13 protein-coding genes are annotated in these 15,606 nt (G+C 36.5%); 7 read left to right on the forward strand and 6 right to left on the reverse strand.

Annotated elements, in window-relative coordinates; all coding sequences use genetic code 11:
* Window positions 1-53 precede the first annotated feature (53 nt).
* Window positions 54-806, reverse strand: a complete 753-nt coding sequence (locus tag LUA91_RS05995) for an ABC transporter ATP-binding protein (protein ID WP_231425110.1) — start codon at window positions 804-806, stop codon at window positions 54-56.
* On the reverse strand, window positions 806-1,540 hold the full coding sequence (locus LUA91_RS06000; RefSeq protein ID WP_132403625.1) for an ABC transporter permease: 735 nt from the start codon (window positions 1,538-1,540) through the stop codon (window positions 806-808). The genes LUA91_RS05995 and LUA91_RS06000 overlap by 1 nt, the downstream gene beginning before the upstream one ends.
* 146 nt (window positions 1,541-1,686) lie before the next feature.
* On the opposite strand from LUA91_RS06000, the gene LUA91_RS06005 reads away from it, so the two are divergent.
* The 6 genes from LUA91_RS06005 to LUA91_RS06030 all read left to right on the forward strand — a co-directional run bounded on the left by LUA91_RS06005 (window position 1,687) and on the right by LUA91_RS06030 (window position 8,527).
* Window positions 1,687-2,376 (forward strand): SDR family oxidoreductase, encoded by a 690-nt coding sequence (locus LUA91_RS06005; protein ID WP_231425111.1) that lies wholly within the window; start codon window positions 1,687-1,689, stop codon window positions 2,374-2,376.
* A gap of 25 nt (window positions 2,377-2,401) precedes the next feature.
* Entirely contained in the window at window positions 2,402-3,094 is a 693-nt protein-coding gene (locus tag LUA91_RS06010; protein ID WP_231425112.1) for a PspC domain-containing protein, read from the forward strand.
* A gap of 4 nt (window positions 3,095-3,098) precedes the next feature.
* Window positions 3,099-4,082 carry a LiaI-LiaF-like domain-containing protein gene (locus LUA91_RS06015; protein WP_231425113.1) on the forward strand — a complete coding sequence of 328 codons (984 nt, stop codon included), beginning with the start codon at window positions 3,099-3,101 and terminating at the stop codon, window positions 4,080-4,082.
* 129 nt (window positions 4,083-4,211) lie between these two features.
* A complete protein-coding gene (locus tag LUA91_RS06020) occupies window positions 4,212-4,814 on the forward strand; it encodes an RDD family protein (RefSeq protein WP_231425115.1) in 603 nt (200 codons plus the stop codon).
* A gap of 65 nt (window positions 4,815-4,879) precedes the next feature.
* Window positions 4,880-6,862, forward strand: a complete 1,983-nt coding sequence (gene ispG / locus LUA91_RS06025; RefSeq protein WP_231425116.1) for a (E)-4-hydroxy-3-methylbut-2-enyl-diphosphate synthase — start codon at window positions 4,880-4,882, stop codon at window positions 6,860-6,862.
* A gap of 390 nt (window positions 6,863-7,252) precedes the next feature.
* Entirely contained in the window at window positions 7,253-8,527 is a 1,275-nt protein-coding gene (locus LUA91_RS06030; RefSeq protein WP_231425117.1) for a mechanosensitive ion channel family protein, read from the forward strand.
* A gap of 121 nt (window positions 8,528-8,648) precedes the next feature.
* Here the strand turns inward: LUA91_RS06030 and LUA91_RS06035 are convergent, their stop codons facing one another.
* Window positions 8,649-9,455 (reverse strand): S9 family peptidase, encoded by an 807-nt coding sequence (locus tag LUA91_RS06035; RefSeq protein WP_231425118.1) that lies wholly within the window; start codon window positions 9,453-9,455, stop codon window positions 8,649-8,651.
* 437 nt (window positions 9,456-9,892) lie between these two features.
* Between LUA91_RS06035 and hemA the strand changes: the two genes are divergently transcribed.
* Window positions 9,893-11,119 carry a glutamyl-tRNA reductase gene (gene hemA / locus LUA91_RS06040; RefSeq protein ID WP_231425119.1) on the forward strand — a complete coding sequence of 409 codons (1,227 nt, stop codon included), beginning with the start codon at window positions 9,893-9,895 and terminating at the stop codon, window positions 11,117-11,119.
* A gap of 39 nt (window positions 11,120-11,158) precedes the next feature.
* On the opposite strand, the gene ilvA is transcribed toward hemA, so the two are convergent.
* The 3 genes from ilvA to leuB all read right to left on the reverse strand — a co-directional run bounded on the left by ilvA (window position 11,159) and on the right by leuB (window position 15,576).
* A complete protein-coding gene (gene ilvA / locus LUA91_RS06045; protein WP_231425120.1) occupies window positions 11,159-12,409 on the reverse strand; it encodes a threonine ammonia-lyase IlvA in 1,251 nt (416 codons plus the stop codon).
* Between the two features lie 564 nt (window positions 12,410-12,973).
* Complete coding sequence (locus LUA91_RS06050) at window positions 12,974-14,479, reverse strand: 2-isopropylmalate synthase (protein WP_231425121.1); 1,506 nt, start codon at window positions 14,477-14,479, stop codon at window positions 12,974-12,976.
* On the reverse strand, window positions 14,476-15,576 hold the full coding sequence (gene leuB / locus LUA91_RS06055; protein WP_231425122.1) for a 3-isopropylmalate dehydrogenase: 1,101 nt from the start codon (window positions 15,574-15,576) through the stop codon (window positions 14,476-14,478). Before leuB ends, LUA91_RS06050 begins: the two co-directional genes overlap by 4 nt.
* Window positions 15,577-15,606: the final 30 nt, after the last annotated feature.

A 15,606-nucleotide genomic window follows, 5' to 3' on the forward strand; every position in this document is an offset into this window, starting at 1 on the left:
ATTAAATTATTATCCAAATGAGATTGCTTCGTGCCTCGCAATGACGATTATATTTAAAACTTATCTTTTGCAGCCTTCATGAAGCGGCTGGCAAAAACGAAATCGTTTAATTCTTTAATATCAGTATGGGCAATTTCTTTGTTACTGCCTTCCCAAAATTTCTTTCCTTCGTGTAAAAACAGGATGTAATCGCCAATACCCATTACAGAGTTCATATCGTGGGTTACCACAATAGTTGTAGTTTTGAATTCCTCTGTTAATTCTTGAATCAATTCATCAATAACGATGGATGTTTTAGGATCCAAACCTGAGTTGGGCTCATCGCAGAACAAATATTTAGGGTTCATGGAAATGGCACGGGCAATACCCACACGTTTTTTCATTCCACCTGAAAGTTCTGCCGGAAACAGTTTGTTCTTGCCTGCCAGATTTACACGCTCCAAACAAAAATTTACGCGTTCAATTTTCTCTGCCCTGGTTTGATCGGTAAACATATTTAAGGGGAACATAATATTATCCTCCACTGTCATGCTATCAAATAATGCCGACCCCTGAAATAACATTCCAATTTCCTTACGCACTTCAATACGCTGTTCGTATGTCATTGGGGTAAAGTCACGCCCATCATATAAAACCGATCCTGAATCTGGCTGGTGTAAACCCACCATACATTTCAACAGAGTTGTTTTTCCTGATCCAGATCCACCAATAATTAAATTCGTAACACCTTCTTCAAACTTGCCAGAAATGCCTTTTAAAACATCATTTCCGGAGAATGATTTGTATATATCTTTAACTTCGATCATTACAATAACAATTGAGTAACTAAATAATCGCAAACAAGAATAGAAATACAGCTGATTACAACTGCTCTTGTACTGGCTTGAGAAACTTCGAGTGCACCACCACGAACATAAAAACCTTCGTATGCCGGAACAGATGTAATAATGAACCCAAAAACAAACGCCTTAACCAAAGCCACAACAATAGTATATGGATTAAAGTCTGTTGTAATACCTTGAATGTATTCAGCAGGCGTAACAGCTCCAGAAATTGATCCGCCAATATAACCACCAGAGATACTTAAAAACATCGAAATGATTACCAACATAGGTACCATCGTAATGCCTGAAATGATTTTAGGAAGAATGAGGTAGCCGGGTGCATTGATTCCCATAATTTCCAAAGCATCAATCTGCTCTGTAACACGCATGGATCCAATTTCAGATGAAATGGCAGATCCGATTTTACCTGCTAAAACAATTGCGCTAATGGTTGGGCTTAATTCTAAAATACTCGAATCTCGGTTTACGGAACCAATAATGGTTTTTGGAATGAAATCACTAACGAGCTGGAAAGCAATTTGTAAAGTCATTACAGCGCCAATGAATGTAGAGATGATAGCAATAAGGCCTAAAGAACCTACACCAACATAATCCATTTGCTTGGCGATTTCTTTAAGATATATTTTCAGTTTTTCCGGCTTTCTGAATACAGACTTAAGTAGCAGGATGTATCTGCCGAAATTGGTAAAATTCATTCCGTATGTATTGCTTAATTTAAATGATCATTATATAATACTACAAAGAAACGATAAAAAAGTTGGAGCGCTTTGATAATTGCAAAAATATTCGTGGTTTCGAATATAAATATGGTTTTTTGTCAACAAAAATTAATTAATAAACTATGAAAGCTGTAATAACAGGTGCAACAAAAGGAATTGGTAGGGCTATTGCCATTAAGCTTTGGCAAGAAGGTTATCATTTGGCGCTAGTGGCAAGAGGTTTAAAAGAACTTAAAGAACTTCGTGATGAACTGTTTATTACTGGAAGAACAGTTTTAATATATGCTGTAGATTGTTCGGATAAGGATGCGGTTTATCAGTTTTTAAATGAAATAGAATCTGATTTTGGTTTTACGGATGTTTTGGTTAATAATGTGGGTACTTATTTGCCCGGAAGTCTGTTGGATGAAGCTGATGAAACTTTTGAAAAACAGCAGTTGCTAAATGTTAATGCCTGTTATTACATGAGTAAGTTTTTTGGTAAATTAATGCGTACAGCGCAGCATGGGCATATATTTAACATCTGTTCTGTTGCCAGTAAAACGCCTGTTGAAAATGGTGGAAGCTATAGTGTAACAAAAGCAGCGATGTTAAGTCTTAACAATGTATTGCGGCAAGAGTTAGCACCACACAACGTTAAAGTAACAGCTTTTTTGCCGGGTTCAACCAAAACTTCATCATGGGAAGGAACAACTATTCCGGATGAAAAATTTGTTCAACCCGAAGATATTGCGGAAACTTTATACACCATTTTAAACTTAAGTAAAGGGGTAAATGTTGATGAGGTTTTAATTACCCCGCTGAATTTTTAAACACACACACAAAATGAACAGCGTTATGGAAAAGAAGCTTTTTAGAAACGAACACGATAAGATGATTGCCGGTGTAGCTTCTGGACTTGCAGATTATATGCAGGTAGAGGTTACCATAGTGAGGCTATTATTCGTATTATCAACCATCTTTATGGCAGGAGCTGGTTTAATTGCTTATATCGTGATGTGGATTATCGTTCCGGTTAATAATGACCCATCGGTTAGATTCACAAAATTTAACGATTATTTCAACAAAAATAATCCGAATACGCCGCCATTTGGAAATGCAAATCCCTTTGGAGGAACAACAGGCGCAGGTAATGCCAATTGGTCTCAACCAATAAACGAAAGTGAAAAAAAACCTTTTGAAACCCAGCCCGATTTTGGTAAAATAAATAAGCCAAATGATGCAGGAAGAACAGTTGCGGGATTACTTCTATTGGTAATTGGCTGCATCTTTTTGATGCGGGAGCTTGATTTTATTCCCGATTGGTTTACCATACGTAACTTCTTTAAGTTCATGTGGCCACTAATTTTTATTGCTTTGGGTATTGGCATTATCGCTAAATCTAAAAGGAAAAATGAATGGGCAGCATTCCAAAACCAGCAAGCGCAGGAAGAACAGAAAAAAGCTGCCGATTTTACTGAAACAAATGTGGTAGAAGAAGAACCTAAAAACGATAACAATTCTACACCAACCACTCACCCTCAAGCATAACATTATGAAATTAGATAGATTAATTTGGGGTATTTTACTGCTTTTTATTGGCGGTGTACTTCTATTGGAAAACTTTGGAATCATTGATTTTTACTGGAGAAACGTATGGGGTTTTTGGCCTGTATTCCTAATTATTGCTGGTGTAAATATTTTATTCAACAGAAATAATTCGCAAATGGGCAGCATGGTTTCTATTGGTGTTTTGGTTGTAGCATTGGCATTTTTATTTTACAAAGGCCAGCAAGAGCCCAATAAAAATGGATGGTGGGGACATAAATTCAAAAACGATGTTGATATAAACATTGATGATAACGACAATGACAACGATGAGGATAGCGATAATAATGATACAGCCTTTAATAGTTTAAAGTTAACCGAACCATTCGTGGCAGCAGAAAATGCCAAGAAAACAGTTTTGAATATATCAGGAGGAGGGATTTCATTCAATCTGGATGGTGAAACTTCTGAATTGATTAATGCTCACGTTAAAAAAAGACATGGTAACTTCTCTCTGAAAAAACTCATTACTGATTCGGCTACGGTGCTAACATTTAGCATGGATGATAGAAAAAGCAAATGGAAATTTGGCGAAAATGGCAATGATGTAGATTTTAAATTAAACAAAGCCGCCAACTGGGATATATTGATGAAATTAGGCGCTGGTGAAGCAAACTTCGATTTTGCAGATTACAAAGTTCGTACCTTCCGCTTTGATGGTGGTGCAGCAGCGTTGGATATCAAATTCGGAGATTTGCTACCAATTACCGATGTGATCGTAAAATCAGGCGTAGCTGATGTTAAAATTAAAGTGCCAACAAATTCTGGTTGTCGAATTAAAACGAAAACAGGTTTATCTGCGAAAGATTTTGACGGCTTTGAAAAATTAAGCGATGGCGTTTATGAAACATCAAACTATAAAACATCAACCAATAAAATTTTTATCAATTTAGATGGTGGATTGAGTAGCTTTGAGGTATCAAGGTATTAAGTTATAAGTTTTACGTTATAAGTTAAAGATGCAGATTTGACAGATTAGAGTATCTGGTAAGTTTATCAACAAAGCATCTTAATTTTACAAACTTACAACTTGAAACTTATCACGTAAAACTTACTACCAATGGAATATACAGTTGTAATTAACGGAAAGCCGCAAGGTCCATATAGTTTAGCTCAACTTAAAGATTTAGAAATTAAACCAAATACATTCATTCGTAAACCAGGAATGGATGATTATAAAGAAGCTCACGCAATACCAGAATTGCGTGAGCTTTTGGGTTTTAAATATCAAAAAACAGCGCCGCAATATTTCGCCGCATTTGATCAGCGGTTATTGGCTTCTGTAATAGATCACTTTATTATTTTTGGTATTTATTCAGTTATCATTTTATGTAGTTTTGTTTTTATTGAAGGAAAAGATCAGCGCATAATGGCTTTTTTAATTCCATTTCCTTCTATTTTTGCTTTCAAACTTTTATACGGAAGTATTGCCGAATCATCAACAGCGCAAGCTACAATTGGTAAAAAACTACTCAATATTAAAGTAACAGATCTGGAAGGATCTAGGGTATCATTTGGTCGGTCTTTGGCTAGAAACCTATCTAAAATCTTCTCTGTAATTCCTGTTTTTTTCGGCTATTTGTACAGCTTCCTCAACAAAAAAAATCAATGTTGGCACGATATTGCTGCAGATTCGCTGGTAATAAAGGATAGGTTGATATAGATTTAAAGTCATTCTGTTATTCAAAATTCTCTCATTCAAAATTCTATCTATATCTTTGCAATTGCATGGAAAATTTATCGGTAAAGCATGATTTAGCAGGTGGTTATTGTAATAGTTTAACCACTTATTCAAGGTTTCTAACACGCGAAGTTAAGATTGGCGACATTGCTTTGGGTGGGCATAATCCCATTCGCATCCAATCAATGACCACTACCGATACCATGGATACCATTGGAACTGTTGAACAAACCATTCGCATGGTCGAATCTGGTTGCGAATACGTTCGTATTACCGCTCCAAGTATTAAAGAAGCCGAAAATTTAGCCAATATTAAAAAAGAACTGCGTTACCGCGGATACGATGTTCCGTTAATTGCCGATATACATTTTACTCCGAACGCTGCGGAAATGGCAGCAAGAATAGTAGAAAAGGTTCGTGTAAATCCGGGCAATTACGCTGATAAAAAGAAATTTGAAAACCTGGAATATACCCAAGATGCTTATACAGCAGAATTAGAACGAATCAATAAAAAATTCATTCCACTAATTAAAATTTGTAAAGAATACGGCACTGCTATGCGTATAGGTACTAACCATGGCTCTTTATCTGACCGCATCATGAGCCATTATGGCGATACACCGCGTGGAATGGTGGAGTCGGCAATGGAATTTATCCGCATGTGCGAAGCTGAAAATTATTACAATTTGGTTATCTCTATGAAAGCCAGCAATACCCAGGTAATGGTTCAGGCTTATAGATTATTGGTTGAAACGATGGTAAAAGAGGGTATGAATTATCCTTTGCATTTAGGCGTAACCGAAGCAGGCGATGGCGAAGATGGTCGGATTAAATCAGCTGTCGGCATTGGAACTTTATTGGAAGATGGTTTGGGCGATACCATTCGTGTTTCGTTAACAGAAGACCCAGAATTTGAAGCACCTGTGGCGAAAGCATTGGCTGATAGATATGTGAATAGAGTTGAAAGTCAAAAGTTGAAAGTTGAAAGCAATACTATCGTATGTCATCCTGAGCTTGTCGAAGGACAATCACCAACTTACAGTCCATACCAATATTCCCGTAGAACAACAGAGCCTGTTCAGCACATTGGCGGCCACCATCATCCAGTGGTGATGATTGATGTATCAAAGGAAAACCTTAAAGATCCATACTTTTTAAATGCTGTGGGCTATAATTACAGCGCTGGTTTAGATAAATACAATCTAGCAGATCAAGCTTGTGATTTGGTTTTCTTAGGTGATAACTTGCCCTCATTCTCTTTCCCTGGAAACTTAAAGCAAATTTATAATTACCAAAACTGGTTAGGTTTAAAGGATAAAAACAATTGCCATCCTGTATTTTCTTTAGATGAATTTAATAATACAACTATTAAAGATGAACATTTAAATTTCGTAGAAATTGATGCTACCCAGTTTAATCATTTATCACTTCATCAGTTAATAAATGTTGTTTTTATTTTAAATACCACTGCAAACCACGGCATGGCTGAGCAACGGGCATTCTTCGTTGCCTTACAAGAAAAAAACATTCAAACTCCGGTAATTATTAGAAGAACTTACTCTGACTTGGATGCTGATCATTTGCAGCTTTATGCGGCGACAGATTTAGGTGCACTTTTTACAGATGGCTTCGGCGATGGAATTTGGATTGATGCCCAGGGACAAAATTTAGCATTATTAAATGCCACCAGTTTTGGGATTTTGCAAGCAACGAGAACACGAATCAGCAAAACGGAATATATTTCTTGTCCGAGTTGTGGAAGAACACTTTTCGATTTGCAGGAAACCACTCAATTAATCCGTTCGCGTACCGATCATTTAAAAGGTTTAAAAATAGGCATTATGGGCTGTATCGTAAATGGTCCTGGCGAAATGGCCGATGCTGATTATGGTTACGTAGGAACCGGGCCAGATAAAATTACGCTTTATCGTGGGCAAGAAGTAGTAAAGAAAAATGTAAATACTGCTTTTGCTTTAGATGAATTGATTGATATTATTAAGGGTGATGGAAATTGGGTAGAGAAAAGTTAACTTTTTTCGATTATCTCATGGTTTGTGTCCTCACAGACCATTAATACCTCAATTAATTTTGTTGTGTGAGGACAAAGTTTTTATTTGTCTTTGCCAGACAGGCTTTTTTCTTTTGGCACCAAAAGACCTGCAAAGCAAGCTTGAACACATTTAAAAAACTTAAACTAGTGAAAACACAAAAGTGTCGGCTTAAAATTTTGTTTTAAAGTTTGTGCTGTGACAGGGATAATGATTGCCCAAAAATTTGTTAGGCCGATTTAAGTAGAACGAAGATGTAATGCTTAGGCTTAGCCAAGTGGAAAGGCAAATCGAAAATAACTAATTGCTTAATTATCTCTTCGACATTACACATTATCTAATAACTAACTAATAAAATCTAAATTACCTCCCATGAACATTCCTGAATTTCAATATATTTTTAGTGAACTTAGAAACTGGTTGTTAAGCAATGGATTGACAGGTGGCGAATTGATTTATGCCTATTTTTTTATCGGTTTAATTGGTGTTACGCTATTCCTTTTCATTACCATTTTTGTTACCCGACAGGTGTTTATTGCTGTTGTTAAAAGCGCTAAAACAAAATCAAATTGGCAAAGTGCACTTTATGAATTTCGTGTTTTCAGGGCTTTTGCATTAATTTTTGGCGCATATATTATTTATAATGTTGTTCCATTTGTCTTTATCGATTTCAAACTTTGGCTTTTTTATGCATTAATCATAGCTAAAATCTACATCGTACTTGCCGTAATGTTTGCCGTAAATGCTTTTTTAAATGCATTGGTTTCTATTATGGAAGCCTCCAGAAAATATGCTGATAAACCCATCAGAAGTTACAAGCAGGTAGCCAAAATTGTATTTTATATTGTTGGTTTTGTATTGATTTTATCCATTATTTTAAATCAATCACCTTTATATATTTTTGGAGGTTTTGGTGCGGTAACGGCAGTTTTTATATTGGTATTTCGCGATCCCATTCTAGGCTTTGTGGCATCAGTGCAAATGAGTGCCATTGATTTGGTTCGGGTGGGCGATTGGATTACTGTAGAAAAGTACGGTGCTGATGGCGAAGTAACCGAAATTAATTTAACCACCATAAAAGTTCGTAATTGGGATAAAACCGTAACCATTGTACCGAGTTATGCCATTGTTAGTGAATCATTTAAAAATTGGCGGGCCATGGAAGAAAGTGAGGGGAGAAGGATAAAACGCCACATCAATATTAAAATTTCGAGTATTAAATTTTGTGATGAAGAGTTGATTAACCGACTGAAAAGTATCGATTTCTTAAAAGATTATTTAAAGGAAACCCAACTCCAGATCGAAACATTTAATGCAGAGAATACGGTAAATCCAAACAATTTGGTAAATGGAAGGCACATGACCAATATTGGAACTTTTAGGGTTTATGCAGAAAAATACTTAGAAAGCAATCCTTATATCAATACCGATTTAACTTTTATGGTTCGGCAGTTACAAGCTACAGAAAACGGATTACCAATAGAGATTTATGTGTTTTCCAAAGAAAAAGGATTGAAAAAATTTGAAGAAGTAGCAGCAGATATTTTTGATCATTTACTTGCTGCGGTTCCTTATTTTGATTTGGAAATTTTCCAGAGTCCTAGTGGTAGCGACATGCGTGGGTTTGTGCGTAGGGGCAATGATTAAATTTGTTGCTAACATAAAACTTTACCATAAAGGAATTTAGGAGCAATAAGCACGTTTTTATTAAATTATCTTCAATCCCTTAAATGGTGAAGCCAGAGGATTTATTATTCCCCCAAAAACGTTAAAACCTTTCGCACACTTTAAATAAAAGTGGTGGTATGGTTTCTTTTTCATAAGGTTGAGATGCGCCATAAACATGATTTGCGCCCTCAATTTTAATAAGCTTGCTGTTTGGATTGGCATCAGCCAGTTTTTGGGCATTATCAAAAGGAACATTAACATCATCATCTCCCTGAACAATTAACCAAGGAATATTGATGCGTTTTGCCGCCTCAATTATATTAAGTGTTTCGGCATTTTCTTCAAAATCATTTAGTAGGTTAACGTTTAGGGGCATTTGTTCCTTAGTTCGAGCATTGGTAACATATATTTTTCCCGTAGTTTTCCATTCTGCTTCCTGCTCTTTTTTCCACAAACTATTAAAACTCGAAATGGCACTCCAGGTAATCAATTTATTGATTCGTAAATCATTTGCAGCCTCAATAATTGCTAAACCGCCACCTCTGCTGTGCCCGATTACATTCACTTCGATTTGCCTGCCATAAGATTTTTCAATAAAATCTAGTACCGCGTTTATATCAAATAGCTCTCTCGAAAACGTATTGTTAGCAAAAGTTTCTAAATCGTTTACATCATTTGGATGATCAGTTGATACACCGCTATGCGATAAATTAAATTTAATATAACGATAACCGTTCGCGGCAAAATATCGGGCAACTAAATTATGTGCGCCCCAATCTTTAAAACCTTTAAAGCCATGGATAAAAAGTACAATAGGTGTATTTGGGTTTTTATCATCGAAGGTAATGTCGCCAATAATTAATTTTCCATCTGAACCGCTAAGGCTAAAATCATTTTGTGTAATCATTATTTAAGGAATTGGTACAATTTATAAACCTACGAAATATGTTTTTGTTATATTTCAATCTAAGTATTTGAGCGATGATGAAACTCAGCTACTTATTTTTCAGGTAGGTATGCCTTGCATAGCGAGGTAGTTTTAATTTATATGCACTGAGCTATATTATCTAAACATGATTGAACGAAAAGCCATAATTTAAGCATCTGTTTTTATTTATTTAAGGTATGCTTGCAGTCATCACAGGTTTTATTGTGCTTGTGGGGAAAGCAGGACGAACATTAAAATGAAACATTGCCTTGCTTTTCAAAAACCAATTTCAGATTTTGTCAGCTAAATACGTCTATTTAAAACCGTTCTAAATTGATGTAAATTACAGATTAATGACGTTCGCAACCGCTAACCATGTTACTTTTGTTTCCCGATAATAGTTAATAACGGAGCACTTGGAATATTTAAAGGTAATAGCTTTTACGCACCATCACATCGACCTGAAATCTTTAGGGAAGTTGGTAATATGTGATCAGAGTTTAGATAGCAGATTGAAGAATCTTCAAGCAGAGCTTCCGGTTAGCGAAATATTTTACATTGGCACATGTAACCGTGTCGAATTCGTTTTCCTCACCAAAGAAAAAACCGATAAAGAATTTGTAACTAAATTTTTAACAGTGCTTGACATGGGCTTGCCTGCAGAATTTATGGAACGTTTTCTCGATAATGTAACGGTTTACGAAAACGAAGAAGCTTTTAATCATTTATTAAGAACTTCTTGCTCTTTAGAAAGTTTGGTTGTCGGCGAAAAGGAAATTCTTGCTCAAATACGCAAAGCTTATGAAAACTGTCGCGATGCAGGTTTTACCGGCGATTACATGCGTATGATTATGGATAGGGTAGTGAAGACTGCGAAAGAGGTTTACACACACACCAACATTTCAAAAAACCCTGTTTCTGTAGTTTCTTTGGCCTACCGCAAACTTAAAGAATTAAATATGTGTGGCAACTCACGCGTTTTAATTATTGGTGCCGGTGAAACCAATCAGAACATTGCAAAATACCTTAATAAGCATAAATATTCCAACTTTTCAATTTTTAACCGTACACTTTCAAAAGCCGAAGCTTTGGCAGAGGAATTGAATGGTAAAGCTTATCCACTTACCGAATTAGAAAATTTTTCTGAAGGTTTTGATGTAATTATCACTTGTACAGGTTCCACCGAAGCCATTATTAATGAAGAATTATATGCTAAATTACTTAATGGCGATGCAGGCAAAAAGGTGATTGTTGATTTGGCAATACCTAATGATGTAGAACCTGCGGTTATTCATAACAATCTGATTCATTACATTGAAGTAGAATCATTAAAAGAAGTTGCCCGCAAAAACATTCAGGAGCGCTATAATGAACTGGTTCATGCCGAAGATATTATCAACAACAACATTACTGAGTTCTTCACCGTTTTAAAACAGCGCCGTATTGAATTGGCGATGCAAGAAGTTCCACGCAAAATAAAAGAAATTAAAAACACAGCTCTGAATGGTGTTTTTGCCGATGAGATTAGTCAAATGGACGAGGCTTCTCGGGAGGTTTTGGAACGCGTAATGAACTACATGGAAAAAAAATGTATTAGCGTTCCCATGATTATGGCTAAAGAAATTTTAGTTAAAGAATCTTAATTCAACCGCTCCAAAGAATTTCTTCGGAGCAGTTAATTCTTAAACCAGATATTCAAACAAAGTTTGATCCTGGTTCAACTCGATAATTTCGAATTTAAAATCTTTCATGCGTTGCAATAGGCTCGCATAATCATCCTTATCGGTTAATTCGATACCCACTAAGGCCGGACCATTTTCTTTGTTGGTTTTTTTGATAAATTCAAAACGGGTGATATCATCATGCGGACCTAAAACTTCATTTACGAATAACTTTAGCGCACCTGGTCTTTGCGGAAAACGAACAATGAAATAATGTTTCAAGCCCTCAAAAAGTAAAGATTTCTCTTTAATTTCTTGCATACGCTCGATATCGTTATTGCCACCGCTAACAATACAAACAACAGTTTTACCTTTAATTTGATCTTTTAATTGCTCTAAAGCGGCAACCGATAATGCACCAGCAGGTTCTACCACAATGGCATCTTCGTTATAAAGCTTTAAAATTGTGGTGCAAATTTGTCCTTCAGGAATTAGGTATGTAGAACTCAAAAGCTCTTTACAATATTTATAGGTGATCCAACCCATCCTTTTCACAGCTGCACCATCAACAAAGCGTTCAATTTTTTCAACTGTTATTGGGCCGCCATTTTTAAGTGCTTCGCTTAACGATGGAGCACCCATTGGCTCAACCCCAAAAATCTTAACATCAGGCTTTACCGTTTGAAGATAGGAACTTACACCCGATGCTAAACCACCACCACCAACAGGTACAATGATAGCATCGAGCTCTGGTAAATCCTGAAAAACTTCCATCGCAACGGTGGCTTGTCCTTCAATTACTTTTTCGTCATCAAAAGGGGGAATAAATGTAGATGATTTTTCTTCGCAATAAACCAAGGCTTCTTTTAAACAATCATCAAAGGTATCGCCAACCAAAACAATCTCAATATTATCACCACCAAACATGTTTACCTGTTTAATCTTCTGTTTGGGCGTAATTTCGGGCATAAAAATAACACCTTTAATGCCGAGTTTTTTACATGAGTAAGCAACTCCTTGCGCATGATTGCCTGCGCTGGCACACACGATTCCATTTTGTAAAGCATTAGCGTTTAGCGCACTGATTTTATTATAAGCGCCACGCAATTTATAGGAACGTACAATTTGTAGATCTTCTCTTTTAAGATAGATATTTGCATTATATTTTAACGATAATCCCTCATTGAACTCCAGCGGCGTACGTTTTACAACGCCCTCCAAAGTCTTAAAAGCATTTTCAAAATCGAAAGTATTTTTTATTGTATTGTTCATTTTTTAACCCCAAACCCCTAAAGGGGCTTTTAATATTGTGTACATTTTTTTGAAAAGCAAGTTTAATGCTAATCGGTTATTGTAGCCCTGCTATTCGTTGCAATCTTTTTGCGATTGTCAGTCTGAGCTTGTCGAAGACCCGTAACAAAAAGTATTTTCACTGCTATCAGTATAAAAAACTTTGGTCTGTGCAGGAAAGTAAAAAACCAACCCTCAACCTCCCGATAAAAATCCGGAGAAGTTGTCCCTCAAAGTTTTCAATATCTAAGTGGCAAATCTGCGTTTTGTCAGTCTGAGCCTGTCGAAGACCATTCTATAATCGAGAAGCAAAATTGTTGTCCTTCGACAACTTGTCCTGATACTTCGTGAAGCTCATGATTATATTCTGCCCTATGCCCGTCATTGCGAAATCGATTTTTCATCGATTGAAGCAATCTCATTCGAAATATTATTTTTAACAAAAGAGATTGCTTCGTGCCTCGCAACGACGATTTTGCTTTAAACTTTTAACTTTAAACTCTCCACTTTAAACTTTCCACTTTCAACTTTAAGATTTCCGCTCTATTACAAAAACTTATTAATCGCGTCTAAATAAGCATTAGCAGATGCCTTAACAATATCAGTGCTGAAACCAAAGCCGACAAAAGATTTTCCATTGTAATCTACTTTCATATTTACCTTGCTCACATCATCACTTCCACCATGCATGGCTTGAATGGTAAATTCTTTTAATGCGATATCTTTATCAATTAGGCTCGAAATCGCATTTATGGTAGCATCAACTGGTCCGTTACCTTCTGCCTTAGCCTCTTTTTCCTCGTTGTTATATTGAAGTTTAATGGTAGCAGTAGGACTAACTAAATCACCACAAACCACTTGAAGTAAATTCAATTTATAGCCATTTAAGTACGATGGAGTTTCGCCATTACTCATTAAGAAAAGCAAGTCGTCATCTGTAATGTCTTTTTTCTCATCAGCTAAAACCAAGAAACGCTCATAAACATCATCAATATTAATTTTATCAATGTCGTAATCTAAACGCTCCAAATGATGTTTTAAAGCATGACGGCCGCTTCGAGCCGTTAAAATAATATCAGCACTGTTTAAACCAACATCTTCAGGATTGATGATTTCGTAGTTTTCGCGGTGTTTCAAAAATCCATCTTGATGAATACCAGAGCTATGGGCAAAAGCATTTTTACCTATAATTGCTTTGTTCGGTTGCACAGGCATGTGCATCATTCTGCTCACCATTCCACTGATTTCGGTAAAATGCTTACTGTTGATTCCCGTATGTAAACCTAAAGCATGTGTTTTCAAAATCATCGAAACTTCTTCTAAGGCGGTGTTTCCAGCCCTTTCGCCGATTCCGTTAATGGTACATTCAATTTGACGGGCACCATTTAAAACACCAGCAATACTGTTTGCGGTTGCAACACCTAAATCGTTATGGCAGTGAACCGAAATAATAGCATGGTCTATATTCTTCACGTTTTCTTTTAAGTAAAGAATTTTTGAGCCGTATTGGTCGGGCAAACAGTAGCCATTTGTATCAGGAATATTTACTACAGTTGCGCCTGCTGCAATTACTGCTTCAATCATTTGTGCTAAAAAGGCATTATCTGCTCTGCCTGCATCTTCAGCATAAAATTCTACATCTTCTATAAATTTTTTGGCATACTTTACCGCTTCAACAGCTCTTTCTAAAATCTTTTCGCGGGTACTGTTAAACTTGTATTGAATGTGCATATCAGATGCACCAATACCGGTATGAATTCGTGGGTGTTTCGCATATTGTAAAGATTCAGCAGCAACATCAATATCTCCTTTAATCGCCCTTGTTAAGGCACAAATGGTAGGGTTTTTAATTGCTTTTGATAATTCAACAACGCTTTGAAAATCTCCCGGACTCGAAATTGGAAAACCAGCTTCAATCACATCAACACCAAGTAATTCAAGTGCTTTAGCAATCTCAATTTTCTGGTTAGTATCCAATTGGCAGCCTGGAACCTGCTCTCCATCGCGTAAAGTGGTGTCGAAAATATAGACTTTATTTGGGTCGTGTATCATGATTCTTGTGTTGTAGATGTTTTTTGGGATAAAAATTTTAATACCAATTTGCCCATTTCGGCTGTGCCTAAAACTTTAAATCGGTTGGTGGTTTGGTCGGCAATATCGTGTGTTCTAAAACCTTCTTTCAAAACTTCATCAATGGTATCAACCAGTAATTTAGCTTCCTCTTTTAGTCCGAAACCAATTTCTAACATCAGCGCTGCTGATAGGACAGAAGCGAGAGGATTTGCTAAATCTTTACCTGTAATATCGTGTGCTGAACCATGAATAGGCTCAAAGAAGCCTGTGCTTTCGCCAACAGATGCCGAAGCCAGCATACCCATTGAACCTGCAATTTGTGAAGCTTCATCAGTTAAGATATCGCCAAATAAATTTGCAGTTAAAACCACATCAAATTTCTTTGGGTTTTTGATTAATTGCATCGCAGCGTTATCAATAAACATGTGTTCGGTTTCTACATCAGGATATTGTTTGGCAATTTCCTGGACAGTTTCACGCCATAAACGAGAACTTTCTAAAACGTTTGCTTTATCAACAGAACATAACCTTTTGCTACGTTGTTGAGCTGCCTGATAAGCTTTGTGTGCAATACGCTCTACTTCGTAACGGTGGTAAATCATCAAATCAGAAGCCGTATTTCTATCTTCCGAACGTGTTTTTTCGCCGAAATAAACATCGCCAGTTAATTCGCGGAAGAACAAGATATCTGTTCCTCTCAATATTTCAGGTTTAATGCTTGATGCCTGAAGAAGTTCATCAAATAATAGTATCGGGCGGAGGTTTGCAAATAAACCAAGTTCCTTACGGATTTTTAATAAACCTTGCTCAGGTCTAACTTTCAAACTTGGGTCGTTGTCGTATTTGGCATGGCCGATGGCTCCAAAGAGGATGGCATCGCTTTTTCTTGCTTTCTCTAAAGTTTCGTCTGGCAAAGGTTCGCCTGTAACTTCAATAGCAGCGTGGCCCATTAAAGCTTCATCAAATACAAATTCATGACCGAAAATTTCTGCAATTTTTTCTAATGCTGCTTTTCCCCAGGTGGTTACTTCTGGTCCAATACCATCTCCGGGTATTACTAAAATGTTCTTCTTCATTTTCGACTTCTATTGTTTTTCGGCTAATCA

This window comes from Pedobacter sp. Leaf250, assembly GCF_920984735.1.
Classification (GTDB): Bacteria; Bacteroidota; Bacteroidia; order Sphingobacteriales; family Sphingobacteriaceae; genus Pedobacter.